The sequence below is a fragment of the Streptomyces camelliae genome (assembly GCF_027625935.1).
Lineage (GTDB): Bacteria > Actinomycetota > Actinomycetes > Streptomycetales > Streptomycetaceae > Streptomyces > Streptomyces camelliae.
Genome location: NZ_CP115300.1, coordinates 3,398,565 through 3,423,699, shown reverse-complemented (window position 1 = coordinate 3,423,699; position 25,135 = coordinate 3,398,565). Strand labels below are relative to the sequence as shown.

Genomic DNA, 25,135 nt, shown 5'->3' with positions numbered 1-25,135 from the left:
TTGTGGAATGGAAGGGGTGGCGCGAAGCGCCTCGGACGGGGTGGTGGTGGGTGACGGGCGGGAGTTCGAACGGGCGGTCATACGATCCGCTCCATGTCCCGGGACTTGCCGTCGCGTACGACGATCTCCCGGTCGGAGTAGGCGGCCACCCGGGCCTCGTGCGTGACGAGGACGACGGCCGCGCCCGCCGAGCGGGCCGCGTCGGTCAGCAGCTCCATCACGCGCTCGCCGTTGAGGGAGTCGAGCGCGCCGGTCGGCTCGTCGGCGAAGATCACCCGAGGTGCGGTGACCAGTGCCCGTGCCACCGCGACCCGCTGTCCCTGGCCGCCGGAGACCTCGCCGGGCCGCTTGCCCTTCAGGTCGTCCACCTCCAGGCGCTCCAGCCAGCCCAGGGCCGCCTTCTCGGCCTGCTTGCGCGGGGTGCCGTTCAGCCGCAGCGGCAGCGCCACGTTCTCCACACAGGTCAACTCGGGCACCAGCTGGCCGAACTGGAAGACGAACCCGAACTCGGAGCGCCTGAGGGCACTGCGCTCGGCGTCGTTCATGCCGGCCAGTTCCCGGCCGTCGTAGACGATGGACCCGGAGTCCGGCGGCACGATGCCCGCGAGACAGTGCAGCAGCGTCGACTTGCCGGAGCCGGAGGGGCCCATGACGGCGACGACCTCGCCGGGGTGGATGGAGAACTCGGCGCCGTCGAGCGCGACCGTGGGGCCGTAGGCCTTGCGCAGGTCGTCGGCGGTGAGCAGGGAGCCGGCGGGTGCGGTCATCGGGTCACCGCCGCACGGAGCTTGTCCAGGCGCGCGGCGGTCAGCTCCAGCCAGCGCAGATCGGCCTCCAGGTGGAACAGCGCGTGGTCGCAGATCAGCTGGTCCGCGAGGTCGCCCTTGCGCTTGCGGTCGGTCAGGATCCGCATGCTGCGCAGGTGCTCGGCGCGCTGGCCGTCGAGGATGTCGGCCGCGTCGCGATGGGTCAGCAGTGCGAGGACGACCTTGGTGTACAGGGTCGACTGGAGGTACTCCTCGGGCTTCTCCGGGGTCGCGAGCCAGCGCTCGACGTCGGTGATGCCCGCGTCGGTGATGGCGTACCGCTTGCGCTCGGGACCGCCGCCCGCCTCGATCCCGTCGACTTCCACGAGGCCGTGCTTCAGCAGCCGGGACATCGTGGAGTAGACCTGGCCGTAGTGCAGCGGCCGGTCGTGACCGAACGTCTCGTCGAAGGCTCGCTTCAGGTCGTAGCCGTGCCGCGGGCCGGACTCCAGGAGCCCTAGAAGGGTGTGACCGATGGACATGCCGAGCACTCTACACACGGTGTATACGTGGCGTGTATACGCGGAGTGTGTAGATCATGGCCTGGCGTGTCGCGGCGCAGGTGGGAGCGGATTGTCACGGTTCCGAAACAGGCGGCCTGCCTCTGTGCGGGACTTCCCGTGATCTCCTCGGCGTCGCCGCGCCGCGAAAGACTTTCCGGGCCGAGGCAACCCTGTGACCTCCAGAGCCGTCGGTTCCCTTGGGGCGGGTGCTGATTGTCACGTCCGCAAAAGAGCGGATCGGACGCCCTTTGTCATATAGGCGGGTGTTAGCTTTCGGAGCTGACCCCGAGACGGAAGTGAGCGTAGGGACCGATGGGACGAGCGGAAGAGAGACGAGCGCGACAGCGCGGTGGCCACCGCGCGGCGCCCAAGCGCCGCCGCTCGCAGCCCGCGCAGTCGGCAACCGGCTCACGGTCGGCCCCGGCCGGCGCCAAGCCGCCCAAGGGCCGAATACGCCGGCTCTTCACCTGGAAGAAGATCCTCGGGACCTTCTTCGGGCTCTGTCTGCTCGTCGTGGGCGCGTTCATCGCGCTGTACATGACGATCAACATCCCGGAGGGGAACGCGGCCGCCCAGCTGCAGAGCAACATCTACAAGTACAGCGACGGCACGATCCTCGCCCGCACCGGCGAACTCAACCGGGAGAGCGTCGACCTCGCCGAAGTCCCCAAGGACGTCCAGCACACCTTCGTCGCGGCCGAGAACAAGACCTTCTACCAGGACTCCGGCGTCGACCTGAGGGGCACGGCCCGCGGCATCCTCAACACCCTCACGGGACACGGCACCCAGGGCGGTTCGACGATCACCCAGCAGTACGTCAAGAACTACTACCTGGACCAGAACCAGACCGTCACGCGCAAGCTGAAGGAACTGGTCATCTCGCTGAAGCTGGACCGCCAGAAGTCCAAGGACTACATCCTCGCGGGCTACATCAACACCAGCTACTACGGCCGCGGCGCCTACGGCATCCAGGCCGCGGCCCAGGCGTACTACCGCAAGGACGCCAAGAACCTCACGGTCGAGGAGGGCGCCTACCTCGCCGCGCTGCTCCAGGCGCCGAACCAGTACGACTGGGGCATCGCGACCGACACGGGCAAGAAACTGGCGCAGGCCCGCTGGAACTACGTCCTCGACAACATGGTCAAGCAGCAATGGCTGGACGCGGGCAAGCGCCAGGCCATGAAGTTCCCCGTGCCGAAGGCGCCCAAGGCGGCGCCCGGCATGAAGGGACAGACCGGCTACCTGGTGGACGCGGCCAACTCGGCCCTCTACAAGCAGCTCGTCGCCCAGGGCGACGCCGCCACCCTCAATGACGCCGAGGCACTGGTGAAAAAGGGCGGCTGGACCATCACGCTCAACATCGACAAGAAGAAGCAGCGCCGGCTGGAGCAGGCCGTCACGGAGCAGCTGACCAGCAAGCTGAACGCGAAGAAGCGCTCCGTCGACGGTGACGTCCAGCCCGGTGCCGTGTCCGTCGACCCGAAGACGGGCAAGGTCCTCGCCATGTACGGCGGCGTGGACTACTTCAAGCACTTCACCAACAACGCGACCCGCCGCGACTACCAGCCCGCCTCCACCTTCAAGCCGGTGATCCTGGCCGCCGCCGTGGACGAGGGCGCCCAGACGCAGGACGGCCGGGCGATCGGCGCGAGCACGATCTACGACGGCACGAGCGGCCGGCAGGTGGTGGACCACGGCAGCAAGGTCGGCTTCGGCCCGCCGAACGAGGACAACCACGACTACGGCAACATCACCGTCCAGACGGCGATGAACCAGTCCGTCAACTCCGTCTTCGCGCAGATGGGCGTCGACGTCGGCATGGACAAGGTGATGGCCACCGCCGGCAAGCTCGGCATGAACACCAAGGGCATGGAGGCGGTCCCCGCACAGACGCTCGGCTCCATGGGCGCCAGCCCGCTGGAGATGGCCGGCATCTACGCGACCCTCGACAACCACGGCAAGAAGGTCACCCCGGCGATCATCAAGTCGGCCGAGCACAAGGACCGCACCGTCAACCTCCCGGACCCGATCGGCGACCAGGTGATCAGCCGGACCGCCGCCGACACGGTCACCTCCGTGCTCACCGGCGTGGTCGACGACGGTACGGCCAACAAGTCGGTGGCGAGCAACCCGGCGCGCAACGGCCAGCAGGTCGCCGGCAAGACGGGCACGTCCGACAACAACAAGTCGGCCTGGTTCACCGGCTACACGCCCGGCCTGGTCACCTCGGTCGGCCTGTTCGGCGAGTCCGCCACGACCCACGCACAGGTTCCGCTGACGGGCGCCACAGGCCTCATCACCGCGGGCGGCGGCCGCATCAACGGCGGCAGCTATCCGGCGCTGATATGGGCCGCGTACACCTTCGGGGCGATGGGCGACGTCAGCAAGTTCGACCTGGACACCACGCAGGGCGCGGCGGTCCAGCCGAGCTACACGCCGACCACCCCCTCGACGCCGTCCAGCACACCGTCGAAGCCTCCGACCAGCAAGCCGCCGACGTCCGCACCGCCGTCGCAGCCGCCGACCAGCAGGCCGCCGACGACCACGCCGCCCACGCAGCCGCCGACGACCACGCCTCCCACGCAGCCGACGACGCAGCCGCCGACGGACCCCGTCACGGGCAACCCGCTCAATCCGGGCGGCGGCCAGAACGCCGGCCAGTAGCGGCACACAGGCGAAGGGCGCCCGGGGACTTCCCCGGGCGCCCTTGCGCCGTCCTGTGCTGTCCTGCGCCGCGCCTCAGCCCCGGTTCAGCTCGAACCAGACCACCTTGCCGTTGCTCAGCCGCGTCGCGCCCCAGCGCCGGGCCAGCTTGTTGACCAGGAACAGGCCGCGCCCGCCCTCGTCGTCGGCGCGGGCCTGACGCAGCCGGGGCAGCTGCGGGACGTCGTCGCCGACCTCGCAGCGCAGCACGTCGGTGCGCAGCAGCCGGAGCGTCACCGGCCGGGACGTGTACCGTACGGCGTTCGTCACGACCTCGCTGACCAGCAGCTCCACCGAGTCCGTCAGGTCCTCCAGGTCCCAGCGGGCGAGCGCGCGGCGGGCCAGCCGGCGGGCCTGGCCGGGGGCCGTCTCCTCGGGGTCCAGCCGCCAGTACGCGACATCGCTCGGGGCGATCCCGTCGAAGCGGGCCGCGAGCAGCGCGATGTCGTCGTCCCGGTCGCCCGGCCCGAGCATGTCCAGCACCTCGTCGCACAGCGCTTCCAGCGGCGGCGGATGGTCCGGGCCGGTCAGGCGGGCGGTGGCCGCGAGCTTCTCCCGCAGCTGCTCGATGCCGGTCCAGACGTCGCGCAGCCGGGACTCCACCAGCCCGTCGGTGTAGAGAAGCAGGGTGGCTCCGGCGGGCGCGTCCAGCTCGACCGCCTCGAAGTCGACCCCGCCGACACCGATCGGCGCACCGGGCGGCACCCGCAGCACCTCGGCCCGGCCGCCCAGGTGCAGCAGCACCGGCGGCGGATGGCCGGCATTGGCGATCGTGATGCGGTGCGTGACCGGGTCGTAGACGGCGTACAGACAGGTCGCCATGCGGTCGGTGCCCAGCCGCTGCGCCTGCTCGTCCAGGTGGTGCAGCACCTCCTGCGGGGGCAGGTCCAGGTTGGCCAGCGTCTGCGCGGTCGTCCGCAGCTGGCCCATGATCGCCGCCGATGTCATGGAGTGCCCCATGACATCGCCGACGACCAGCGCCACCCGGCTGCCGGGCAGCGGGATCGCGTCGTACCAGTCGCCGCCGACCCGCGCGGTCTCGGCGGCCGGCAGATAGCGCGAGGCCAGCCGCACCCCGGTCGGGCGGGGCAGGGTCTCGGGCAGCATGGTGCGCTGCAGCTCGTCGGCGATGTAGGCCTCCCGGCCGTACAGCACCGCCTTGTCGATGCCGAGCGCGCTGTGCGTCGCCAGCTGCGCCGCGACCAGCAGGTCGTCCGCCTCGAACGCGAGCCGCTCCGGGCGGCGCAGGAACAGGGCCGCGCCGATCACCCGGCGCCGGCCGCGCAAGGGGGCGAGGATCGCGTGCTGGCCGGGCGGCACGAGCGCGTCACCGCCGTCGCCGAGCAGCTCGGGCAGCGCGGCGCGGGCGGCGGGCGCGTCGGCGAACACCGGCCGCACCCCGCGCAGCACCTCGTTCAGCGCGCCGCCGGGCCGCACCTCGCACAGCTCGGTGGTGAGCGAGGACAGCTCGGCCAGGGCGCTCGCATCCGGCTCCGGCTCGAAGGCCGGCGGCAGCAGCACCCCGTCGGTGTCCCGCTCCTCCGGTATCCGGTCGGTCCGGCGCAGCCGCAGCACCACCGGGCCGGTGGGCCGCTCGTCGCCGACCGGCAGCGGGTCGCGCAGATAGACCAGGATCGCGTCCGAGAACGTCGGCACGGTCGCCCGGCACAGCCCCATCACGATCTCGTCCAGATCGAGGCCGCGCGCGATGCGCCGGGTGGCCGCGCCCACGAACCTCAGCCGGTCCCCGTCGCGCCGCATCGGCATCGGCCGGCCCGGCGGAAGTCCGCGTCCGGTACGGCGGTCCTGGCCGCCCGGCGAGCGCTCCTGCTCGGCACCGGGCTGGGGCGGAATGCCCTCCGGCGCGGGGCGCGGGCGGTGTGCGCCGGCTTCGGCGGCGGCGGGCTGGGAGTGCTCGGGGCCGTTGACTGGGGGCTCCTTCCCCTTGCCGACCGGGGGCTGCGTCCCCTTGCCGTCCTGTCCCTGACCACAGGGTGTGGCCGTGCCCGGTCCCGAGGACGCTCCCTCGGCCCGGGCCTGCACCGGTAAGGCGGAGCTGCCGGGGGAGTCCGGGGTACGCAAGAGCGCCCCGCGGGCCTCCGCGGGGTCGGCGCCCTGGGGGCGCTCGTAGGAGGTGGGCTGCTCCGTCACGCGTGTCGCATCCATCCGTCCGGGGCTGCGCGCCCGGCGCGCAGTTGGTCCCGCAGAAATCCCGATACCCGCAATACGTGTCCCAGGAACGGAATTCCCGCGTGCTGAGAGGTTGTTCCTGTGCCGGTGGTGTGGCCGGCCGTGTTGCCCTGGTGCCCCTCGCTCACGTCCTGCCGCCCCTCGGTGACGATCGGTCAGACCCGGCCCATGCTCCGGGAGTTGCTCATGTGCGCCCGCCCGCCACCCGACCACCACCCCTCAACGACAGTGCTTCGCACTGACCCTGATGACATGTTTGCGGAGGACGATCCTACGTTTCTTGCCCGGGGGCGCATCAAGGGTCTCATGAGGACACGTGCGCAGGCGTACGGTCCCAGTCCTCGGGGAGAGAAGGTACCGCCCAGGACGGATCCGGGCGCCAGTGCTGCCAGCCGTCCGCGAACGGCACCCCCCAGGCCTCGATCGCCTCGACCGCGTCCCGCCCCGCCGCCCGCGCCGTCTCGGCCGTCCGCGCGTCCATCAGCCCGTCCCGCTGGGCCTGCGCGAACTCGTCCTCGTCGCGCCAGTGCCAGCTGCGGTCCGGCTGTACGGAGATGTCCAGGAAGTAGTCCTCGGAGTCCACTCCGCCCGCCCAGCGGGCCAGCGGCTGCTCCAGATTGACGTACCAGTTCTTGAACCGCCAGCCCGGCTCCCAGAACAGCCACACCGACCAGGGCCGGCCGGGCTGGGCGAGCTTCAGCACACCGGTGCCGAACCAGTGGTCCCGCTGCACCGTGCGCGGCTTGGTGTAGCGGGACCGCAGCGGCTCCATGTGCACCGGGGTGCCGTCGGCCAGGACCGGCTTCACACACTCGGTGCCGGGGGCCAGCCACACGGCGAGCAGGTCCGCGTCGTCGCGTACGACGGTGACGGGCCGGGCGATATGGAAGCGGGCGCCGGCGTTCTCCCGGTAGCGCCACAGGATCCTGGTCCCGGGAGTCCAGTAGCTCGCAGTTCCCGCCGCCGTGGGTGTCATCGCTCCGTCGTCCGTCATGGACAGATATTAGGTGCCGTAGACATGCGACGCTGCGGTGCGGGTCACGGTTCCGCGCCGCAGGCCGGAAAGGTTCGCTCGCGGTTACGGGCGCGTCATCCCGAGGACATCCAGCGCCTCGTCGAGCTGCTCCAGCGTCAGATCACCGCGCTCGACGTAGCCGCTCTCGATGACGACCTGACGGATGGTCTTCCGCTCGGCGAGGGACTTCTTGGCGACCTTCGCGGCCTCCTCGTAGCCGATGTACTTGTTGAGCGGGGTGACCACGGACGGGGACGACTCGGCGTACTCCCGGGCCCGCTCCCGGTCGGCGGTGATGCCGTCGACGGTCCGGTCGGCGAGCAGGCGCGCCACGTTGGCGAGCAGCCGTACGGACTCCAGCACGTTCTTGGCGATGACCGGGAGCATGACATTCAGCTCGAAGTTCCCGGCGGCGCCGGCGGTGGTGATGGTGGCGTCGTTGCCGATCACCTGCGCCGCGACCATCAACACGGCCTCCGGTACGACCGGGTTGACCTTGCCCGGCATGATGGACGACCCGGGCTGCAGATCCGGGAGCCGGATCTCGGCGAGCCCGGTGCGCGGCCCCGACGCCATCCACCGCAGATCGTTGGCGATCTTGGTCAGCCCGACGGCGATGGTCCTCAGCTGCCCGCTGGTCTCCACGATCCCGTCCCGGGCACCCTGCGCCTCGAAGTGGTCCCGGGCCTCGGTGAGCGGCAGCCCGGTGGCCCGGGCGACCTCCTGGATGACGGCGGCGGAGAACCCGGGCGGGGTGTTGATCCCGGTCCCCACGGCGGTCCCGCCCAGCGGCAGCTCGGCGAGCCGGGGCAGGGAGGCGCTGAGCCGCTCGACGCCGTACCTGACCTGCGCCGCGTACCCGCCGAACTCCTGCCCCAGGGTCACGGGCGTGGCGTCCATGAGGTGGGTCCGCCCGGACTTCACGACATCGGCGAACTCCTCGCTCTTGCGGGTGAGGGAGTCGGCGAGGTGGGTGAGGGCCGGGATCAGCTCGTGGGTGACGGCGGCGGTGGCGGCGATGTGGATGGAGGAGGGGAAGACGTCGTTGGACGACTGCGAGGCGTTGACGTGGTCGTTCGGATGCACGTCCCGCCCGAGCCGCTCACTCGCGAGCGTGGCGATGACCTCGTTGGTGTTCATGTTGGACGAGGTGCCGGAGCCGGTCTGGAACACATCGATGGGGAAGTGCTCGTCCCAGTCCCCACGGGCCACCTCCTCCGCCGCCTCCTGGATCGCCTCGGCGATGTCCTTGTCGAGCACCCCGAGCCGCGCGTTCACCCTGGCGGCGGCGCCCTTGATCCGGGCGAGGGCCTCGATGTGCGCGCGCTCGATGCGTTGGCCGGAGATGGGGAAGTTCTCGACGGCCCGCTGCGTCTGCGCCCGCCACTTGGCGTGCGCCGGGACCTGGACCTCGCCCATGGAGTCGTGCTCGATGCGGTATTCGCTCATGGCAGTCATAGCGATCGGGCACGTGGGGTTGTTCCCGGGGGTTACGCTGAGTGAGCGATCGCCGGCCTGGGTGTCGTTCGTGTCGGCCGTGGGCGAGGCCGGGTTCGGCGCATGACCCGCTGTGGGGGTGCGGAGAACTCACCGCACCCCCACTGAGCTCGCCATCCCTGCGCGGCTATGCGTGTGGAGCCTGCAGGGCGGCGATGCGCCAGGCGACAGCCGCGTCCGTGGTCAGTTTCAGGGCCGAGTCGTCCGGGCGGAACGACCCGCGGCTGTTGTAGATGGCTCCGGGACTTCCCTCGCAGGTGGCAATGCCGAGCAGAAGCCGTCCGGACTTGTCCGCCACCTTCAGCGATCCTTTTCCGGAACAGCTCACGGCGATTACCAGATCGCCGCTCTTTCCCGCACCGGGAACGGAGGGCGAGGAATCACCTTTTCCGCGAATGTTGAGAAGTGTCTTCGCCCCGGAAACGGATTGCCCGTATATCGACGGATCGACGAGATCGCCGCCCTGCTGAGCGGAGCCGGAAGGAGAGGCCGCGGTCGGTGAAGCGTGCTTGGACGGCTCATGCCCGGACGACGAACACGCCGCCAGGCCGAGCAGGAGCACCGCGGTCCCGGCCGCGCTCAGCCGGCGCCTCATGACGAGGTGTGCCAGAACGTGGGGACGTGGTACGGGAAGACGGCCGTGCCCTGGCGGGCGACGTGCCACTTGCAGGCGCCGTTGGTGGAGCCGTACTCCCAGTGCATGCTCTTCTCGTCGGCACCCGCGTGCAGGTACCCGACGCGGGTGGGCACCTTCCAGGTGGAGGAGTAGGACACCTGGGCCGTGATGGCCTTGGCGAGCGACACGCTCACCGACTCCTTCGCGTTGGCGAAGATGACGCCTTCCTCCGCGGACACCGTGCCGGTGACGGTCCCCGTGACCGTCACGCCCCGCGTGAGGGTGATCCCGATGGTCTCGTCCTTCGTACCCTCGACGCTGCTCACCATGTCCTTGTAGCGGTGCTGGACGGCGCTGAAGCGGTAACCGGGGTCCGGCGGGCACCCGTCGGGGTGCATCGTTCCCGCCGCCACCTTGCTGGAGCCTTCCGCCGCGAATGCCACCCCGGTCAGTTGGGTGGTGCCCAGAAGGGCGAGAGCCGCGGAGGCGCCTATGAGCGCAACGGTACGCTGAGCATTCTTCTTCATTTAGTCCCCCTGTGCGGCCGAACTGATTCGGCCCGCATGGTCCGGCGATCGCTCTCGTGTGATCGCGCTGGCATGAGCATGCCGTGCCGTTATTGCCCTGTCAAGGAATTCCCGGGGGATGAGTGGTTTCCTCAAATGCTGCTCAAATTCCGGGAGTTGTGGAACCGGATTTCGAATTGCTCCGCTCCCGCATTCGGGGCATAAGGGAAGGGCCCCCTGGTGACTCGGGGTCGCGATCCGACCGAGCTGCACCAGAGGGCCCTGCGCCCGCGGGACTCACGCCGGCCCGGGCCCCCGCACCGGGATGGTCGTGAACGTCGGCTGCGGCGCCGGGTCCTGGAAGAAGTCGTTGCCCTTGTCGTCCACCACGATGAACGCCGGGAAGTCCTCGACCTCGATCTTCCAGACGGCCTCCATGCCGAGCTCCTCGTACTCGACGACCTCGACCTTCTTGATGCAGTCCTGGGCGAGGCGGGCGGCGGGGCCGCCGATGGAGCCGAGGTAGAAGCCGCCGTGGGAGTTGCAGGCGTCGGTGACCTGCTTGCTGCGGTTGCCCTTGGCGAGCATCACCTTGGAGCCGCCCGCCGCCTGGAACTGCTCCACGTAGGAGTCCATACGGCCGGCGGTCGTGGGCCCGAAGGAACCGGAGGCGTAGCCCTCAGGGGTCTTCGCCGGGCCCGCGTAGTACACCGGGTGGTCCTTCAGGTACTGCGGCATCTCCTCGCCCGCGTCCAGCCGCTCCTTGATCTTGGCGTGCGCGATGTCACGGGCCACGACCAGCGGGCCGGTCAGCGAAAGCCGGGTCTTGACCGGGTACTTGGTCAGCTCGGCGAGGATCGTGTCCATCGGCTGGTTGAGGTCGATCTTGACGACGTCACCATCCTGCTCCAGGTGCTCGTCGGTCGTCTCCGGCAGGAAGCGCGCCGGGTCCGTCTCCAGCTGCTCCAGGAAGACGCCCTCGGCGGTGATCTTCGCGACGGCCTGGCGGTCGGCCGAGCAGGAGACGGCGATCGCGACCGGGCAGGAGGCGCCGTGGCGCGGGAGCCGGATCACGCGGACGTCGTGGCAGAAGTACTTGCCACCGAACTGCGCGCCGATGCCGATCTTCTGCGTCAGCTCGAAGACCTTCTGCTCCAGCTCCTTGTCCCGGAAGCCGTGGCCCAGCTCCGAGCCCTCCGTCGGGATCTCGTCCAGGTAGTGCGCGGAGGCGTACTTCGCGGTCTTCAGCGCGTACTCGGCGCTCGTACCGCCGACGACGATCGCCAGGTGGTACGGCGGGCAGGCGGCCGTGCCCAGCGAACGGATCTTCGCCTCCAGGAACTTCATCATGGAGGCCTCGTTCAGGACGGCCTTCGTCTCCTGGTACAGGAACGACTTGTTGGCGCTGCCGCCGCCCTTCGCCATGAACAGGAACTTGTAGGCGCCGCCGTCGGTCGCGTACAGCTCGATCTGCGCCGGGAGGTTGGAGCCGGTGTTCTTCTCCTCCCACATGGTGAGCGGAGCCATCTGCGAGTAGCGCAGGTTCAGCTTGGTGTAGGCGTCGTAGATGCCGCGGCTCAGCGCCTCCTCGTCGCGGCCCTGCGTCAGCACGTTCTGCCCGCGCTTGCCCATGACGATCGCCGTGCCGGTGTCCTGGCACATCGGCAGCACGCCCGCCGCCGCGATGTTCGCGTTCTTCAGCAGGTCCAGCGCGACGAACTTGTCGTTGGCGCTGGCCTCCGGGTCGTCGATGATGCGGCGCAGCTGGGCGAGGTGGGCCGGGCGCAGGTAGTGCTGGATGTCGTGGATGGCCTCCTCGGCCAGCTTGCGCAGCGCCTCCGGCTCCACCGTGAGGAACGTGCGCCCGTCCGGCCCCTCGACGGTGGACACGCCCTCGGAGGTCACCAGCCGGTACGGGGTGGTGTCCTCTCCCTGGGGGAGCAGATCGGTGTACGCGAACTCAGGCATCTCAGCCCATTCCTCACTGTGACGGACGGCCGCCCGCCGACGCTGGCGGGCCTCACCAGCCTAGGACCTGCCGCCGACACGGAACCTGTGAGGTAAGGCTCAGTTCGCGACACGCGCGTTTTCCACAGCCCCTAGTCGCGATCTATCGCGTTTCGGTACGCTGCTTCCGTGGACCTTCAGAAGCACACCGATGCGCCTGTCTCCGAGCTGCGTGCCTCGGACGCCGACCGTGACCGGGTCGCCGACATCCTCCGCGAGGCCCTCGCCGAGGGCCGGCTGACCGCCGACGAGCACGCCGAGCGTGTCGAGGGGGTGCTGCACGCCAAGACGGTGGGTGAGCTGGAGGCCTTCATCCGGGACCTGCCTGCCGCCCACCAGCAGCCGGCCGCCCCCGCCTACACGCCGGTCCCGCCCCGCCCCACCCCGGGCGCGATACCCCACGAGGCGGACACCAACGTCGTGGCGGTCTTCAGCAGCGCTGTGCGCCGAGGCCGCTGGCGCGCGGGGCGCAGGCTGCACGCGTACTCGGTCTTCGGCAGCGTCGAGATCGACCTCAGCGAGGCGATCTTCGAATATCAGCAGGTCGTGATCAAGGCCGTCTCGGTCTTCGGTGACGTCCAGATCCGCGTCCCGGAGAACGTGTCGCTGCGCGGCACCGGCGGCGGTGTCCTCGGCAGTTTCGAGGTGGACACGCTGGACTCGGTCGATGCCGACGCCCCCGTGGTCTACGTCGACGGCTGGGCCGTCCTCGGCAGCGTGGAGGCGCGGCCCCGGCGCGGCAAGCGCGTGGGCGACATCCTGGACCGGGTGCAGAGCAAGGTCGACCGCAAGCTGGAGCGGGTCCAGGACAAGGTCGACAGGAAGCTGCGCAAACACCTGGGCCATTGACGGTCGCGCATCCGCCGCTGACCGGAAGGGGCCGGTCCTCCCGCACCGGGGGCCAGGGGGCGCGAACGAGCCGTCGCGCGCCCGCGGTTGGGAACGCAGTGCATAGGCGCGCGCACAGCGGGTAGGCCTTGCTGCATCGTCTCTCGCTCGCGAAGCCGTCGTCAGGAGTAGACCGTGCTGCAACCGCCGCATTCGTCCCTGCAGGTCGCTGCCCTTCCGGCCCAGCGGGTGCCAGCGCGAGACAGGGACCAAGACGCACCCTGGCACACCGAAGCGGTGTGCCGGCGCGACGAGGCCGGCCTGTTCTTCGCGCCGTCGAAAGAGCCGACCGCCGCCCGCCTGTCCCGCGAGGAGGCGGCCAAGCGTGTCTGTGCCCGCTGCCCGGTGATGGTCGAGTGCCGTGAACACGCTCTCCTCCAGCCCGAGCCCTACGGCGTCTGGGGCGGCCTCACGGCAGCGGAACGCCGCGTGGTCCTGGCGCGCCGCCGGCGCAGGGAGATGGAACTGAAGAAGGCGGCGAGGACGACGGCGGCGAACAGGATGGCGGGTTAGGGAGGGGCGCCCTCTCCACACTGGGGGCGCAACCCAACCTGAAGGGGCGCGGGGCTGTATCGATGTGCGGCTGCGCCGCGTGGGCGCGAGCAACCACGAACCACCCGCAGTCGCCGGCGCCCCACGCGCCCCCTTTGAACAGGCGTACTCGGCCCGGACCTACTTGGCCTTGTCGAAGTCGATCGCGCTGTACGCCCGCAGCTTGCTGAGCCGGTGCTCGGAGTCGATCCTCCGCACCGTCCCCGACTTCGACCGCATCACGATCGACTCGGTCAGCGCGGTCTCCGACCGGTACCGCACACCCCGCAGCAGCTCACCGTCGGTGATGCCGGTCGCGACGAAGAACACGTTCTCCCCGGACACCAGGTCGTCCGTCGTCAGAACGCGGTCCAGATCGTGCCCGGCGTCGATGGCCCGTGCACGCTCCTCGTCGTCCTTCGGCCACAGCTTGCCCTGGATCGTCCCGCCCAGACACTTCACGGCGCAGGCCGAGATGATGCCCTCGGGCGTACCGCCGATGCCGAGCAGCAGATCCACGCCCGTGCCCTCGCGCAGCGCGTACACCGAGCCGGCGACGTCGCCGTCGGAGATCAGCTTGATGCGCGCGCCGGCGTCCCGGACCTCCTTGATCAGGCCCTCGTGCCGCGGCCGGTCGAGGATGACGACGGTGACGTCCTCCGGCGCGGACCGCTTGGCCTTGGCGATGCGCCGGATGTTCACGGCGACCGGCGCGTCGATGTCGACGAAGTCCGCGGCCTCGGGGCCGGTGACCAGCTTGTCCATGTAGAACACGGCAGACGGGTCGAACATCGCGCCGCGCTCGGCGGCGGCGAGGACGGCGATCGCGTTCGGCATGCCCTTGGCCGTCAGCGTCGTACCGTCGATCGGGTCGACCGCGATGTCGACCTCGGGCCCGGTGCCGTCGCCCACGTGCTCCCCGTTGAAGAGCATCGGGGCCTCGTCCTTCTCGCCCTCGCCGATGACGACCACGCCGTTCATCGACACGGTGGAGACGAGGGTCCGCATGGCGCGCACCGCGGCACCGTCGGCGCCGTTCTTGTCGCCGCGCCCCACCCAGCGGCCCGCGGCCATGGCGGCGGCCTCGGTCACCCGGACGAGTTCCAGGGCGAGGTTGCGGTCGGGAGCCTCGGAGGGAACATCGAGCTCGGACGGGAGGTGATGATTTTCGGTCATCGGAGCGCACCTTTCTGATACGACGACGGCCGGATGAGGGTGTTGGCCACGACTCTATCGTTAGGCAGACAAAATGAGCAGGGGACCCCACGGATGAGCGCTTGGGGCACCTGCGACGATAGAGGGCGTGGCAGGTTCCAACGGCAAGCAGAAGACGGCCCGGGACATGATTCTCTCCCTGGTCCTGGTGGGTCTCGCGGCGGCGGTCGTCTACTTCCTCGCGATCCCGCACGATGATCACGCCCCCGACCTCAAGCGGGTCGACTACCAGGTCGAGCTGGTCACGGCGCGCCGCGCGGCGAGCTACCCGGTCGCGGCTCCCGAGGGTCTGCCGAGCGCGTGGAAGGCGACCTCGGTGAGGTACGACGGTGCGAACAATGATCGCTGGCACCTGGGCTTCCAGACCCCGGACGGGCAGTACGTGCAGCTGGAGCAGTCCACGCAGAAGCCCGCCGACTTCATCGACGACGCCAGCCAGGGCGCCACGGCGACGGCGAAGAAGGAGTCGATCGACGGCCGCACCTGGACCCGCTACACCGGCGGCCGCTACGCCGCCCTCGTCCTGGACGGCACGCACGGCTCCACCACGGTGGTCGCGGGCACGGCGTCCTTCGACGACCTGGCGAAGATGGCGGCGGCACTGAAGACCAAGTGACCCGCGCGTACGACCGTATGGCACAGGCCCCCGGCGCTGCCGGGGGCCTGTGCCATGTTCGGGGGCGTCTCAGACGGTCGTGATGACGTCCTCGTACGCCAGACGCGGCGAGCGCGGGTAGGAGGCGTTCTCGCCCGGCTTGCCGATGTTGACGATCATCAGCGGGGTGTGGTCGTCGTCCAGGAACTCCTTGCGGACGCCCTCGAAGTCGAAGCCGGTCATCGGGCCGGCGGCGAGGCCCGCGGCGCGGACGCCGACGATGAAGTACGCGGCCTGGAGGGCGGCGTTGAGCGAGGCGGCGCTCTCGCGGGCCGGGCGCTCGGCGAAGAAGAGCTCCTTGGCCTGCGGGAAGGCCGGGAACAGGGTCGGCAGCTCCTCGTGGAACTCGTTGTCCGCGGAGAGGATCGCGACCAGCGGGGCGGCGGCCGTCTTGGGCTGGTTGCCCTCGGCCATGTGCTGCACCAGGCGCTCGCGGGCCTCGGCGGAGCGGACCAGGGTGATGCGCAGCGGGGTCTGGTTGAAGGCGGTGGGACCGTACTTGACCAGGTCGTAGATCGCCTGGACCTGCTCGTCGGTCACCGGCTCGTCGGTGAAGGTGTTCGCGGTGTGGGCCTCGCGGAACAGCAGGTCCTGGGCGGCCGGGTCAAGAACGAGAGACATGCGTGGACTTCCTGAGCGTGCGTGTCCGGTCCAGGAGGTGCCGGACCGGCTGACGGAAACCGACCATACGCCAGATGAGGTTTAACCTTCAACGAAAACTGGAGTACGGTGATTCGCTTCACAGCGCCCGGCTGCCGTTACTCGCCCTCTTCCCCGGACTCCTCCTCGGCGAGCGCCGCGTCCAGCCGGGCCCGCGCACCCTCCAGCCAGCGCCGGCACACCTTGGCCAGCTCCTCGCCGCGCTCCCACAGCGCCAGGGAGTCCTCCAGCGACGTACCGCCCGCCTCCAGACGCCGTACGACCTCGATCAGCTCGTCTCGCGCCTGCTCGTAGGAGAGCGTCTCGTCCACCTTGCTCGTCATTCGCCCACCTTCACTGTGAATTCACCGTCGGCGACGCGCGCCCGCAGCGCCTCGCCCTGCGCGACCTCCTCCGGATCGCGCACCACGTGCCCGTCGGCCTTCTGCAGCACCGCGTACCCGCGCTTCAGCGTGGCCGCCGGGGAGAGGGCCACCACGCGCGCGTGCGTGTGCGTCAGCTCCGAGTCCGCGCGGTCCAGCAGATGCCCGAGGCAGCGCCGCGAACGCTCCACCAGCGAGGCCACGTGGTCCGCCCGCTCGTCGATCATCCGGTGCGGATCCTCTATCGCCGGCCGGGCCAGCGCGTGCGCCAGCCCCCGCTCCTCCCGCTCCAGATACGCGTGCACACACCGCCGGGCCCGGTCGCGCAGCATCCGCACCCGCGCCAGCTCCTCGCCCACGTCCGGTACGACCTTCTTGGCCGCGTCGGTGGGGGTGGAGGCCCTCAGGTCGGCCACGTAGTCCAGCAGCGGAGTGTCGGGTTCGTGCCCGATGGCCGAGACGACGGGCGTACGGCACTGAGCCACGGCCCGTACCAGCTGCTCGTCGGAGAACGGGAGCAGATCCTCCACGCTGCCGCCGCCCCGGGCGACGATGATCACGTCCACGTCGTCCATCGCGTCCAGCTCCTTCACCGCCTGCACGACCTGCGGGACGGCGTGCACACCCTGCACGGGAACGTTGCGCACCTCGAAGCGGACGGCGGGCCAGCGGTGCCGGGCGTTCTCCAGCACGTCCCGCTCCGCGGCCGACGCCCGCCCGCACACCAGGCCGATCAGCTGCGGCAGGAACGGCAGCGGCTTCTTCCGCTCCGCCGCGAACAGCCCCTCGGCACCGAGCGCCTTCTTCAGCTGCTCCAGCCGGGCCAGCAGCTCCCCGACACCGACGGGCCTCATCTCGGCCGCCCGCAGCGACAGCTGGCCGCGCGGGGCGTACCACTCCGGCTTGGCCAGGACCACGACCCGCGCCCCCTCGCCGACGACATCGGCGACGGCGTCGAACACCTGCCGATAACAGGTCACGCTCACGGAGATGTCGTGCGACGGGTCCCGCAACGTCAGGAACACGACCCCGGCACCGGGCCGCCGCGACAACTGCGTGATCTGCCCCTCGACCCACACCGCCCCGAGCCGGTCGATCCAGCCCCCGATCAGCCGGGAGACCTCACCGACGGGGAGGGGAGCTTCGGGAGAGGTGTTCACAGCCATGCGGTCGAGAGTAACGGGGAGTACTGACAGGGGGGCTACGGCAACTCCTCGGCGACCCCCGTCCGCCCCCGCTGCCCCACCAGCACCAGCACCCCGATCGCCAGCCACACCGCCCCCACCACCTGCGCCACCCCGCTCGCCGCCACGATCACCGCCACCGTGATCGCCGCCCCGAGCACCGGCGCCAGCACATGCCGCCACCAGCTCGGCCGCCGCCCGTCCCCGCGCCGCCGTACCGCGAAACAGCCCACCACGCTCGCGTGCAGCAGGGTGAAGGCCGTCAGGGCGCCGATGTCGACCACGGAGACCAGCTTGTCCAGCCCGTCGTCGCGCCGTGCCGCCCACCCCGCCGCGAGGAGCGTGATCACCGCGGCGCACAGCAGGGCGACCCGCGGTACGCCCGCGTCCGTGCGCGACAACGCGCGCGGGAGCCGTCGGTCGCGTCCCATCGCGAACAGCAGCCGTCCCGCCGCGGCCTGCCCCGCCAGCGCCGCGAACGCCGCGCCGATCGCCTTGCTCGCGGCCACCAGGTCGTGCAGCCGGCGCCCCACCGAGACGTCGACGGCGTCGTAGAAGGCCGGCCCCTGCCGGGCCGGATCGGCGGCCAGCTGCGCGGACGTCGCCGGCTCCAGCAGGGCGACCAGGTACGTCTGCGCCACGAACAGCACACCGGCCAGCGCCAGGCAGAACAGCAGCGCCCGCGCCACCTCGGCCGAGCCCCCGGTGACCTCCTCGGCGAAGGCCGCGATCGCGTCGAAGCCCAGGTACGACAGCACGGCCACCGACACCGCGCCGATCACCCCGGACAGCGCGAACCCGCCCTGCGTGCCGTCGCCCGTCAGGGGGGACAGGGGTGGCCGTGTCGCCCCGTCCCGCGCCAGGACCACGATCGCCGCCGTCACGAACACCACCAGGACGACGATCTCCATCGCCAGCACGAGAAAGCCCACGCGCGCGGCGGCGCGCACGCCCCACAGGTTCAGCAGCGTCGTGATCACCACCGCGAGCATCGTCCACACCCACCGGGACACCTGGGGCACCAGCGCGTTCATCGCGATGCCGGAGAAGAGATAGGCGACGGCCGGGATGAGGACGTAGTCCAGCATCGCCATCCAGCCCGCGATGAACCCAGCCCCTCTGCCGAGCCCCACGCGCGCGTAGGCGAACACCGACCCCGCCTGCGGTACGACCCGCACCATCTGCGCGTAGCTGAATGCGGTGAATCCCATGGCGACCGTCGCCACCACGTACACCAGCGCCACCGCGCCGTGCGACCGGGCGTCCAGCGTGCCGAACACCCCCACCGGCGCCATCGGGGCGATGAACAGCAGCCCGTAGACCACCAGGTCCCTGGAGCCCAGGCTGCGCCGCAGCCGGTGCTGTGCGCCGGTCGTGGAAGCCGCCGTACCGGTGTCGGACATGGCGACCAGTCTTCCCCGCACCACGCGTCCGAACGCGGTCGGACACGGGCTTTACGATGGGGCACATGACCTCTTCGACTGGCCGCCGTGTCCTGCTCGCCGCCCCTCGTGGCTACTGCGCGGGTGTGGACCGCGCCGTGATCGCCGTCGAGAAGGCCCTCGAACAGTACGGGGCCCCGATCTATGTCCGGCACGAGATCGTCCACAACAAGTACGTCGTGCAGACCCTGGAGAAGAAGGGCGCGATCTTCGTCGAGCGGACGGAGGAGGTGCCGCCCGGCAACATCGTGATGTTCTCGGCGCACGGCGTCGCCCCGGTCGTGCACGAGGAGGCCGCGCGGGGCCGGCTCGCCACCATCGACGCCACCTGCCCCCTGGTCACCAAGGTCCACAAGGAGGCCGTCCGCTACGCCAAGGAGGACTACGACATCCTCCTGATCGGGCACGAGGGCCATGAGGAGGTCATCGGCACCTCCGGCGAGGCCCCCGACCACATCCAGCTCGTCGACGGCCCGGGCGACGTCGCCAAGGTCGAGGTCCGCGACCCGTCGAAGGTCGTCTGGCTGTCCCAGACCACCCTCTCCGTCGACGAGACGATGGAGACCGTCGACGCCCTGAAGACGAAGTTCCCCGGGCTGGTCTCCCCGCCCAGCGACGACATCTGCTACGCCACGCAGAACCGGCAGCTCGCCGTGAAGCAGATGGGCGCCGAGGCCGAGCTGGTCGTCGTCGTCGGCTCGCGCAACTCCTCCAACTCCAAGCGGCTGGTCGAGGTCGCCAAGCTGGCCGGAGCCCGCGAGGCCTACCTGGTGGACTTCGCCGACGAGATCGACGAGGCCTGGCTCCAGGGCGTGACGACCGTCGGCGTCACCTCCGGTGCCTCCGTCCCCGAGGTCCTGGTCGAGCAGGTCCTTCAGTGGCTCGCCGAGCGGGGCTACGGCGACGTGGAGCTGGTCAGGGCGGCCGAGGAGTCCATCACCTTCTCGCTGCCCAAGGAACTCCGCCGTGACCTGCGCGAAGAGGCGGCCACGCTGGTCGCCGAGCGCGGCGGGAGCGGTGCCGCCGAGGCGTGACTGTCAGTGGTCCGTCGTAACGTGGTGCCATGCAGATCTTCGGCGTGGACATCGGCGGATCAGGGATCAAGGGCGCCCCTGTGGACCTGGACAAGGGCGACCTGGCCCAGGAGCGCTGCAAGGTGCTCACCCCGCACCCGGCGACACCGGACGGCGTGGCCGACGGGGTCAAGCAGGTCGTGGACCATTTCGGCTGGACGGGCCCGGTCGGCCTGACCTTCCCCGGAGTGATCACGGGCGGCGCCATGGTCCGCACGGCGGCGAACGTCGACAAGAGCTGGATCGACACGGACGCGGGCGCGCTGTTCGGCGGCCGGCTCGGCGGGCTGCCGGTGACGGTGGTCAACGACGCGGACGCCGCGGGCGTCGCCGAGATGCGCTTCGGCGCCGGCCGCGACCGGACGGGCACGGTCATCCTGCTCACCTTCGGCACCGGCATCGGCAGCGCCGTCTTCGTCGACGGCGTCCTCGTGCCGAACACGGAGCTGGGCCACCTGGAGCTCAACGGCCACGACGCCGAGAAGCGCGCCTCCAGCAAGGCCAAGGAGGACGGCGAGCTGAGCTGGGAGCAGTGGGCGCACCGCGTCCAGAAGTACCTGGCGCACGTGGAGATGCTCTTCTCGCCCGAGCTGTTCATCATCGGCGGCGGGGTCAGCCGCAAGGCGGACAAGTTCCTGCACCTCATCCAGGGCGTCAGAGCCGAGATCGTCCCCGCGCAGCTGCAGAACAACGCGGGGATCGTGGGCGCGGCGATGAGAGCGGCCGAGCAGCAGCACCGGTAGGAGAAGCGCCGGGTACCGGGTACGGCGCGGGTACCGGGTACGGCGCGGGTATCCGGGACGGCGGGTACCGGTACGGCGGGTACCGGTACGGCGTTCAGGTACGGCGCCGGCGCCGCCGTACCCACCGCACCCGCCGGACGAGCACGATCACGCAGGCGACGAGCGTCCCGCCGTACAGCCAGCCGGCCTGCGTGGCGAGCCCGGTGAACACGCCCATCAGGCGGGAGAGCAGCCCCGCCTTGCCGTCGGCGACGGGGAGCAGCCCGAGGGCGAACGCGATCGGCAGGATCACGGGGGCGGTCAGCAGGTCACTGTCACGCACCCATAGTGCGGTCAGGACGCACACCGGCACGAACAGCACGCCGTACACCGGCATGGACGCACCGAACAGCAGCTGGTCCAGGCAGCCGAGCAGGAACATCACGACGATGCAGAAGAGCCCGCTGCCGAGCCCGGTGAGCCGGGGGCCCGGCAGCCGCCCCGCGGGCGGCGCCGGCCGGGCGACCCGTACCTGCCGTACCTGCCGCGGATCTGCCCCTGACGCCGGCCGGCGGCGGGCCTGCGGGGGCAGCTGCGCGGGCGGTGGCATGCCGCGTCGCGGTCCGTCGTTCGGGGGTCGCGTTCTGTGTTGCTCCACTGGACCAACTTAGGTCTGTTTATGTGCCGAATCGCCCATCAGACACGCCGGTGAAAAGAGCTTGGCCGGGCGTTCGAAGCTCCCGCGAGGCCGTCGCCGTGGACGCCGTAAACTGGGGGATCGGCCAGTGTCAGTCTCTGGCCCCTGGCACCTCCGGCCCACTCATCGCCCACTCACTACGGGAAGTCGCAACGTGTCGCTCACGATCGGAATCGTCGGCCTGCCCAACGTCGGCAAGTCGACCCTGTTCAACGCCCTGACCAAGAACGACGTGCTCGCGGCCAACTACCCGTTCGCCACGATCGAGCCGAACGTGGGCGTGGTAGGCGTCCCCGACGCCCGCCTCGCGCAGCTGGCGTCGATCTTCGGCTCCCAGCGCATCCTTCCGGCCACGGTCGACTTCGTCGACATCGCCGGCATCGTGCGCGGCGCCTCCGAGGGCGAGGGCCTCGGCAACAAGTTCCTCGCGAACATCCGCGAGTCCGACGCGATCTGCCAGGTCATCCGCGCCTTCAAGGACGAGAACGTCGTCCACGTCGACGGCAAGGTCTCGCCGAAGGACGACATCGAGACGATCAACACCGAGCTGATCCTGGCCGACCTCCAGACGATCGAGAAGGTCCTTCCCCGGCTCCAGAAGGAGTCGCGGATCAAGAAGGACGTCGCGCCGAAGGTCAAGGCGGTCGAGGAGGCCAAGGAGATCCTGGAGAAGGGCGACACCCTCTTCTCCCAGGGCATCGTCCAAGGCTCGGAGCGCGCGGAACCCCTCCACGACCTGCACCTTCTCACCACGAAGCCCTTCCTCTACGTCTTCAACGTCGACGAGGACGAGCTGACCGACGACGCCTTCAAGGACGAGCAGCGCACCCTGGTCGCCCCCGCCGAGGCGATCTTCCTCAACGCCAAGCTGGAGGCCGACCTCGCCGAGCTGGACGAGGAGGAGGCCCTCGAACTCCTCCAGTCCGTCGGCCAGGACGAACCGGGCCTCGCCACCCTCGCCCGCGTCGGCTTCAACACCCTCGGCCTGCAGACCTACCTCACGGCCGGCCCCAAGGAGTCCCGCGCCTGGACGATCAAGAAGGGCGCCACGGCCCCCGAGGCGGCCGGCGTGATCCACACCGACTTCCAGAAGGGCTTCATCAAGGCCGAGGTCATCTCCTTCACCGACCTGCTCGACACAGGCTCGGTCGCCGAGGCCCGCGCCAAGGGCAAGGCGCGTATGGAGGGCAAGGAGTACGTCATGCAGGACGGGGATGTGGTGGAGTTCCGGTTCAACGTCTAAGCGATCATCGGAAGGCCGTCTGACCTGCGGCGGAGTGGGTTGGGCGGCCTTTGCGGTCCGCATGGAGTCCGCAGGACTGCCAACTCCGGCCGACGCGACCGGCGTCGTTACGCCGCTTCGGCGGTCGGGATGTCACCCTGGTCCGCGTCGTGGTCGGCGCCGTAGGCGCGGTCCACGGCGGCGCGGGTCCGCTCCTCGGAGTCGGGCCAGAGGTGGGTGTGGATGTTCAGCGTCATCGCGGCATCGGTATGACCGAGCCGCTCGGAGACGGTCTTCACCGACTCGCCGTTCTTGATCAGCGGGCTGGCGTAGTGGTGCCGGAGGGCATGGGGATCGGTGCCCTTCGGTATGCCGGCCTTCTGGCATGCGGGCCGCCATGCACCGTCCATGAAGTGGGTGTAGACGCGGTGACCTGGTGGCGCAGGTAGGCCAACGCCGTGGTGGGACCTCGGCCGGTGCCGGCGAGGGCGGCTCGGGCCAGAGAGCGGGCTGCGAGCCAGGTGGCTGCGTGTGTTGACCGCGCAGCAGACCGTCCTCGCGTCGGCATCGGAGTACAGGGCGTATCCGCAGTACCCCGCGTCACCGGACCCCTCCGCGAGGGTCGTGAAGACCGTACGCGCGGCAGGCAGCAGCAGGGCCGTCAGCATGTCGGTGGCGAGTCGCAGGGCGGGCGCGGGCGCGGAACGTCTCACCGTGAGCGTGTGCCGGGGCCGAGGTCTGCGCGGGTCCGCAGGAAGGCGAGGTACTTGGGGTCGTCCTCGTCGAAGATGCCGGGGCCGCCTCCCATGTAGGCGCGCATCAGTTCGTCCGCGGCCTGGTCGTGGTGGCCGAGCTCGAAGGCGGTCTGGCCCAGGCGCAGGTGAATGTACGGGTTGCCGAGTCCCTCGGGGCACTCGACGGCGTCGCGGAAGGACGCGTACGCCTCGGCGAAGCTCCGATGGCGCCAGCGCGCGTCGCCGATCGCCACATGGATCCAGGTCGAAGCGGCCCAGGCACGCGGACCACCCGGAAGCAGCCGTAGGGCCTGCGCTTAGCGCGGCTCGGCCTCGTCGAACTCTCCCATGCCGGTCAGGGCATCGCCTTCCTGGCACAGCTCCTTGATCTCGGCGAAGACGCCCTCGGGCAGTTGCACGGTCGTTCCTCTGCTGCGCGGGTCTGTACAGGTGAACAGAGTGGTCGGTTTCTTGAGTCGAGGCCGCGGGTGAGCACGGTGACGATGGTGTCGAGTACGGGCCCATGTCCTCGGGCGCGACGCGGAGTCGGTCGGCTCGCCGGCTCAGGGCGAGGATGCCGTTCATGGCGGCCCACAGGGCGTAGGCAGTGGCCCGGGGGTCCAGGTCCGGGTTGAAGGAGCCGTCGGCGATGCCGTCCCGCAGCGCTTCTCTGCCAAGTCCAGCGTGTTGAGCAAGGGCTGACCGGAACCTCTGATCTGGCGAGGGTGCTGCGGTGGCCACGGCTGACGGCGTTCTGGCCTTGCCGCGGTACAGCGGCTGACTGTCCAGGAGTACCTGTGACGCCCGAACTCAACTGCAAACCGTGGTCCTACCCGCACGGAACGCCACCCGCCCACTGGCCACCCTCGACCTCATGTGATCAAACCGGGCAGATCTCCTGAACGGCGCTGCCCTGCCTGTTTGACGGTCCTGATGACGGGTGCCGTCTCGACGTGCGTGACGGCCGGCAGCGCGGCCACCCGGGTGGTCAGGTACCGGTACAGCTCCCGCTGGTTCGCGCACACCACGCTCGCGTACAGGTTGGTCGGCCCGGTCGTGGCGGCGGCGAACGCGATCTCTGGATGCTCGGCCAGCGCTTGGCCGACCTCTGCCAGATGCGCGGGAGCGACCGAGAGCCAGAGCAGGGTTCGGCTGCCCATGTCGAACATGCGCCAGTCGACGTCGAGGTCCAGGTACAGCACTCCTCGTTCGCGCAGCTCCGTCATCCGGCGCCGGACCGTCGTCGCCGACCAGCCGGTCGCCGCAGCCAACTGCTCGAATCCGGCCCGGCCGTCGCCGGCGAGCGCGGCGAGTAGCTTGCGGTCACCGTCGTCGAGCCGCACCGGTCCCGGCCGGTTCGACACCGGGGGCGGGCGCAGCCGTTCGATCGCCTCCTCGTCCAGCAATCCGAGCTTGCCGATCAGGTTGTCCGGGCCCCCGTAGAAAGCGTGCAGCACCGAATGCGCGGTCACCCCCTCCACCCGGGGAGTCCGGGGGAGCTTGGCCAGCAGCAGCGCCTCGCTGTCGGCCTCGCACTCGGCGCGGACCACGCAGGTGATCTCGGTACCCCCGGAGCTGAGGCTCACCCAGGAGGTATCGGGGCGTCCGGCCAGCGCCTCGGCGACCGGGACCGAAGCGGTGGGTGCGCATCGCACCCGCAGGAACCACAGCATCCCGCCCAGCGCGGTCGGGTCGACCCCGCAGAGCACCCGCACCGCCCCGGTCGACCGCAGCCGGGCGTACCTGCGGGCGATGGTGCGATCCGACACGCCGAGAACCTCGGCGATGGTGCTGAACGGGGCCCGGCCGTCGATCTGTAGGGCGTGCACGAGTCGACGATCCAGCTCATCGGAGTCGGATTCCACCGAAGCGAAGCTAATCAACGTCGGATACCAACGCAACTGGGC

General features: G+C 70.2%; 24 protein-coding genes. 7 read left to right on the top strand and 17 right to left on the bottom strand.

The window, feature by feature from the left end:
* Nucleotides 1-77: 77 nt before the first annotated feature.
* Together O1G22_RS15410 and O1G22_RS15405 are read right to left on the bottom strand one after the other, a co-directional pair.
* Nucleotides 78-767, bottom strand: a complete 690-nt coding sequence (locus tag O1G22_RS15410; RefSeq protein ID WP_270081880.1) for an ABC transporter ATP-binding protein — start codon at nucleotides 765-767, stop codon at nucleotides 78-80.
* Nucleotides 764-1,288, bottom strand: coding sequence for a PadR family transcriptional regulator (locus O1G22_RS15405; RefSeq protein WP_225098655.1), 525 nt, complete (start codon nucleotides 1,286-1,288; stop codon nucleotides 764-766). Before O1G22_RS15405 ends, O1G22_RS15410 begins: the two co-directional genes overlap by 4 nt.
* Before the next feature lie 333 nt (nucleotides 1,289-1,621).
* On the opposite strand from O1G22_RS15405, the gene O1G22_RS15400 reads away from it, so the two are divergent.
* Nucleotides 1,622-3,973 carry a transglycosylase domain-containing protein gene (locus O1G22_RS15400; protein WP_270081879.1) on the top strand — a complete coding sequence of 784 codons (2,352 nt, stop codon included), beginning with the start codon at nucleotides 1,622-1,624 and terminating at the stop codon, nucleotides 3,971-3,973.
* A gap of 75 nt (nucleotides 3,974-4,048) precedes the next feature.
* Here O1G22_RS15400 and O1G22_RS15395 read toward each other — a convergent pair whose 3' ends face one another.
* The 6 genes from O1G22_RS15395 to O1G22_RS15370 form a co-directional block, all read right to left on the bottom strand.
* Nucleotides 4,049-6,163: a SpoIIE family protein phosphatase gene (locus tag O1G22_RS15395; protein WP_270081878.1), complete on the bottom strand. Its 2,115-nt coding sequence runs from the start codon at nucleotides 6,161-6,163 to the stop codon at nucleotides 4,049-4,051.
* 343 nt (nucleotides 6,164-6,506) lie between these two features.
* The gene (fomD, locus tag O1G22_RS15390) at nucleotides 6,507-7,196 is read right to left on the bottom strand and encodes a cytidylyl-2-hydroxypropylphosphonate hydrolase (protein WP_270081877.1); all 690 of its coding nucleotides are present in this window, start codon (nucleotides 7,194-7,196) and stop codon (nucleotides 6,507-6,509) included.
* Between the two features lie 84 nt (nucleotides 7,197-7,280).
* On the bottom strand, nucleotides 7,281-8,666 hold the full coding sequence (locus O1G22_RS15385; protein WP_270081876.1) for a class II fumarate hydratase: 1,386 nt from the start codon (nucleotides 8,664-8,666) through the stop codon (nucleotides 7,281-7,283).
* A gap of 175 nt (nucleotides 8,667-8,841) precedes the next feature.
* Complete coding sequence (locus O1G22_RS15380; protein WP_270081875.1) at nucleotides 8,842-9,276, bottom strand: hypothetical protein; 435 nt, start codon at nucleotides 9,274-9,276, stop codon at nucleotides 8,842-8,844.
* A 29-nt stretch (nucleotides 9,277-9,305) separates the two neighbouring features.
* Entirely contained in the window at nucleotides 9,306-9,857 is a 552-nt protein-coding gene (locus tag O1G22_RS15375) for a hypothetical protein (RefSeq protein ID WP_270081874.1), read from the bottom strand.
* Between the two features lie 276 nt (nucleotides 9,858-10,133).
* On the bottom strand, nucleotides 10,134-11,804 hold the full coding sequence (locus tag O1G22_RS15370; protein WP_270081873.1) for a fumarate hydratase: 1,671 nt from the start codon (nucleotides 11,802-11,804) through the stop codon (nucleotides 10,134-10,136).
* A gap of 168 nt (nucleotides 11,805-11,972) precedes the next feature.
* Here O1G22_RS15370 and O1G22_RS15365 point away from each other — a divergent pair, with 168 nt between their 5' ends.
* The gene (locus tag O1G22_RS15365) at nucleotides 11,973-12,692 is read left to right on the top strand and encodes a DUF1707 SHOCT-like domain-containing protein (protein ID WP_270081872.1); all 720 of its coding nucleotides are present in this window, start codon (nucleotides 11,973-11,975) and stop codon (nucleotides 12,690-12,692) included.
* Between the two features lie 174 nt (nucleotides 12,693-12,866).
* On the top strand, nucleotides 12,867-13,244 hold the full coding sequence (locus O1G22_RS15360; RefSeq protein WP_270081871.1) for a WhiB family transcriptional regulator: 378 nt from the start codon (nucleotides 12,867-12,869) through the stop codon (nucleotides 13,242-13,244).
* 159 nt (nucleotides 13,245-13,403) lie between these two features.
* Here O1G22_RS15360 and glpX read toward each other — a convergent pair whose 3' ends face one another.
* Nucleotides 13,404-14,438: a class II fructose-bisphosphatase gene (gene glpX, locus O1G22_RS15355; protein WP_225098640.1), complete on the bottom strand. Its 1,035-nt coding sequence runs from the start codon at nucleotides 14,436-14,438 to the stop codon at nucleotides 13,404-13,406.
* 127 nt (nucleotides 14,439-14,565) lie between these two features.
* Here glpX and O1G22_RS15350 point away from each other — a divergent pair, with 127 nt between their 5' ends.
* Nucleotides 14,566-15,093: a DUF4245 domain-containing protein gene (locus tag O1G22_RS15350; RefSeq protein ID WP_270081870.1), complete on the top strand. Its 528-nt coding sequence runs from the start codon at nucleotides 14,566-14,568 to the stop codon at nucleotides 15,091-15,093.
* Between the two features lie 69 nt (nucleotides 15,094-15,162).
* On the opposite strand, the gene O1G22_RS15345 is transcribed toward O1G22_RS15350, so the two are convergent.
* The 4 genes from O1G22_RS15345 to O1G22_RS15330 form a co-directional block, all read right to left on the bottom strand.
* Complete coding sequence (locus O1G22_RS15345; protein ID WP_270081869.1) at nucleotides 15,163-15,753, bottom strand: malonic semialdehyde reductase; 591 nt, start codon at nucleotides 15,751-15,753, stop codon at nucleotides 15,163-15,165.
* Nucleotides 15,754-15,890: 137 nt separating this feature from the next.
* Entirely contained in the window at nucleotides 15,891-16,115 is a 225-nt protein-coding gene (locus O1G22_RS15340; RefSeq protein WP_270081868.1) for an exodeoxyribonuclease VII small subunit, read from the bottom strand.
* Complete coding sequence (gene xseA / locus O1G22_RS15335) at nucleotides 16,112-17,320, bottom strand: exodeoxyribonuclease VII large subunit (protein ID WP_270081867.1); 1,209 nt, start codon at nucleotides 17,318-17,320, stop codon at nucleotides 16,112-16,114. Before xseA ends, O1G22_RS15340 begins: the two co-directional genes overlap by 4 nt.
* A gap of 35 nt (nucleotides 17,321-17,355) precedes the next feature.
* Complete coding sequence (locus tag O1G22_RS15330; RefSeq protein ID WP_270081866.1) at nucleotides 17,356-18,741, bottom strand: APC family permease; 1,386 nt, start codon at nucleotides 18,739-18,741, stop codon at nucleotides 17,356-17,358.
* A gap of 65 nt (nucleotides 18,742-18,806) precedes the next feature.
* On the opposite strand from O1G22_RS15330, the gene O1G22_RS15325 reads away from it, so the two are divergent.
* Nucleotides 18,807-19,814 (top strand): 4-hydroxy-3-methylbut-2-enyl diphosphate reductase, encoded by a 1,008-nt coding sequence (locus O1G22_RS15325; RefSeq protein ID WP_270081865.1) that lies wholly within the window; start codon nucleotides 18,807-18,809, stop codon nucleotides 19,812-19,814.
* Nucleotides 19,815-19,843: 29 nt separating this feature from the next.
* On the top strand, nucleotides 19,844-20,596 hold the full coding sequence (gene ppgK / locus O1G22_RS15320; protein WP_270081864.1) for a polyphosphate--glucose phosphotransferase: 753 nt from the start codon (nucleotides 19,844-19,846) through the stop codon (nucleotides 20,594-20,596).
* Nucleotides 20,597-20,690: 94 nt separating this feature from the next.
* Here the strand turns inward: ppgK and O1G22_RS15315 are convergent, their stop codons facing one another.
* Nucleotides 20,691-21,233, bottom strand: coding sequence for a DUF6542 domain-containing protein (locus O1G22_RS15315; protein ID WP_270081863.1), 543 nt, complete (start codon nucleotides 21,231-21,233; stop codon nucleotides 20,691-20,693).
* A gap of 193 nt (nucleotides 21,234-21,426) precedes the next feature.
* Between O1G22_RS15315 and ychF the strand changes: the two genes are divergently transcribed.
* Nucleotides 21,427-22,515: a redox-regulated ATPase YchF gene (gene ychF, locus O1G22_RS15310; protein WP_270081862.1), complete on the top strand. Its 1,089-nt coding sequence runs from the start codon at nucleotides 21,427-21,429 to the stop codon at nucleotides 22,513-22,515.
* 107 nt (nucleotides 22,516-22,622) lie between these two features.
* Here ychF and O1G22_RS15305 read toward each other — a convergent pair whose 3' ends face one another.
* The 3 genes from O1G22_RS15305 to O1G22_RS15295 all read right to left on the bottom strand — a co-directional run bounded on the left by O1G22_RS15305 (nucleotide 22,623) and on the right by O1G22_RS15295 (nucleotide 25,093).
* Nucleotides 22,623-23,162 (bottom strand): tyrosine-type recombinase/integrase, encoded by a 540-nt coding sequence (locus tag O1G22_RS15305; protein ID WP_270086424.1) that lies wholly within the window; start codon nucleotides 23,160-23,162, stop codon nucleotides 22,623-22,625.
* Nucleotides 23,163-23,203: 41 nt separating this feature from the next.
* Nucleotides 23,204-23,482, bottom strand: a complete 279-nt coding sequence (locus tag O1G22_RS15300; protein ID WP_270081861.1) for a hypothetical protein — start codon at nucleotides 23,480-23,482, stop codon at nucleotides 23,204-23,206.
* Nucleotides 23,483-24,100: 618 nt separating this feature from the next.
* Complete coding sequence (locus O1G22_RS15295; protein WP_270081860.1) at nucleotides 24,101-25,093, bottom strand: Lrp/AsnC family transcriptional regulator; 993 nt, start codon at nucleotides 25,091-25,093, stop codon at nucleotides 24,101-24,103.
* Nucleotides 25,094-25,135 lie beyond the last annotated feature (42 nt).

Coding starts and splice junctions, on each gene's coding strand:
- O1G22_RS15410 (WP_270081880.1), bottom strand. CDS start 767: ATGACCGCACCCGCCGGCTCCCTGCTCACCGCCGACGACCTGCGCAAG.
- O1G22_RS15405 (WP_225098655.1), bottom strand. CDS start 1,288: ATGTCCATCGGTCACACCCTTCTAGGGCTCCTGGAGTCCGGCCCGCGG.
- O1G22_RS15400 (WP_270081879.1), top strand. CDS start 1,622: ATGGGACGAGCGGAAGAGAGACGAGCGCGACAGCGCGGTGGCCACCGC.
- fomD (WP_270081877.1), bottom strand. CDS start 7,196: ATGACGGACGACGGAGCGATGACACCCACGGCGGCGGGAACTGCGAGC.
- O1G22_RS15385 (WP_270081876.1), bottom strand. CDS start 8,666: ATGAGCGAATACCGCATCGAGCACGACTCCATGGGCGAGGTCCAGGTC.
- O1G22_RS15375 (WP_270081874.1), bottom strand. CDS start 9,857: ATGAAGAAGAATGCTCAGCGTACCGTTGCGCTCATAGGCGCCTCCGCG.
- O1G22_RS15370 (WP_270081873.1), bottom strand. CDS start 11,804: ATGCCTGAGTTCGCGTACACCGATCTGCTCCCCCAGGGAGAGGACACC.
- glpX (WP_225098640.1), bottom strand. CDS start 14,438: ATGACCGAAAATCATCACCTCCCGTCCGAGCTCGATGTTCCCTCCGAG.
- O1G22_RS15345 (WP_270081869.1), bottom strand. CDS start 15,753: ATGTCTCTCGTTCTTGACCCGGCCGCCCAGGACCTGCTGTTCCGCGAG.
- O1G22_RS15340 (WP_270081868.1), bottom strand. CDS start 16,115: ATGACGAGCAAGGTGGACGAGACGCTCTCCTACGAGCAGGCGCGAGAC.
- xseA (WP_270081867.1), bottom strand. CDS start 17,320: ATGGCTGTGAACACCTCTCCCGAAGCTCCCCTCCCCGTCGGTGAGGTC.
- O1G22_RS15330 (WP_270081866.1), bottom strand. CDS start 18,741: ATGTCCGACACCGGTACGGCGGCTTCCACGACCGGCGCACAGCACCGG.
- O1G22_RS15325 (WP_270081865.1), top strand. CDS start 18,807: ATGACCTCTTCGACTGGCCGCCGTGTCCTGCTCGCCGCCCCTCGTGGC.
- ppgK (WP_270081864.1), top strand. CDS start 19,844: ATGCAGATCTTCGGCGTGGACATCGGCGGATCAGGGATCAAGGGCGCC.
- O1G22_RS15305 (WP_270086424.1), bottom strand. CDS start 23,162: ATGCTGACGGCCCTGCTGCTGCCTGCCGCGCGTACGGTCTTCACGACC.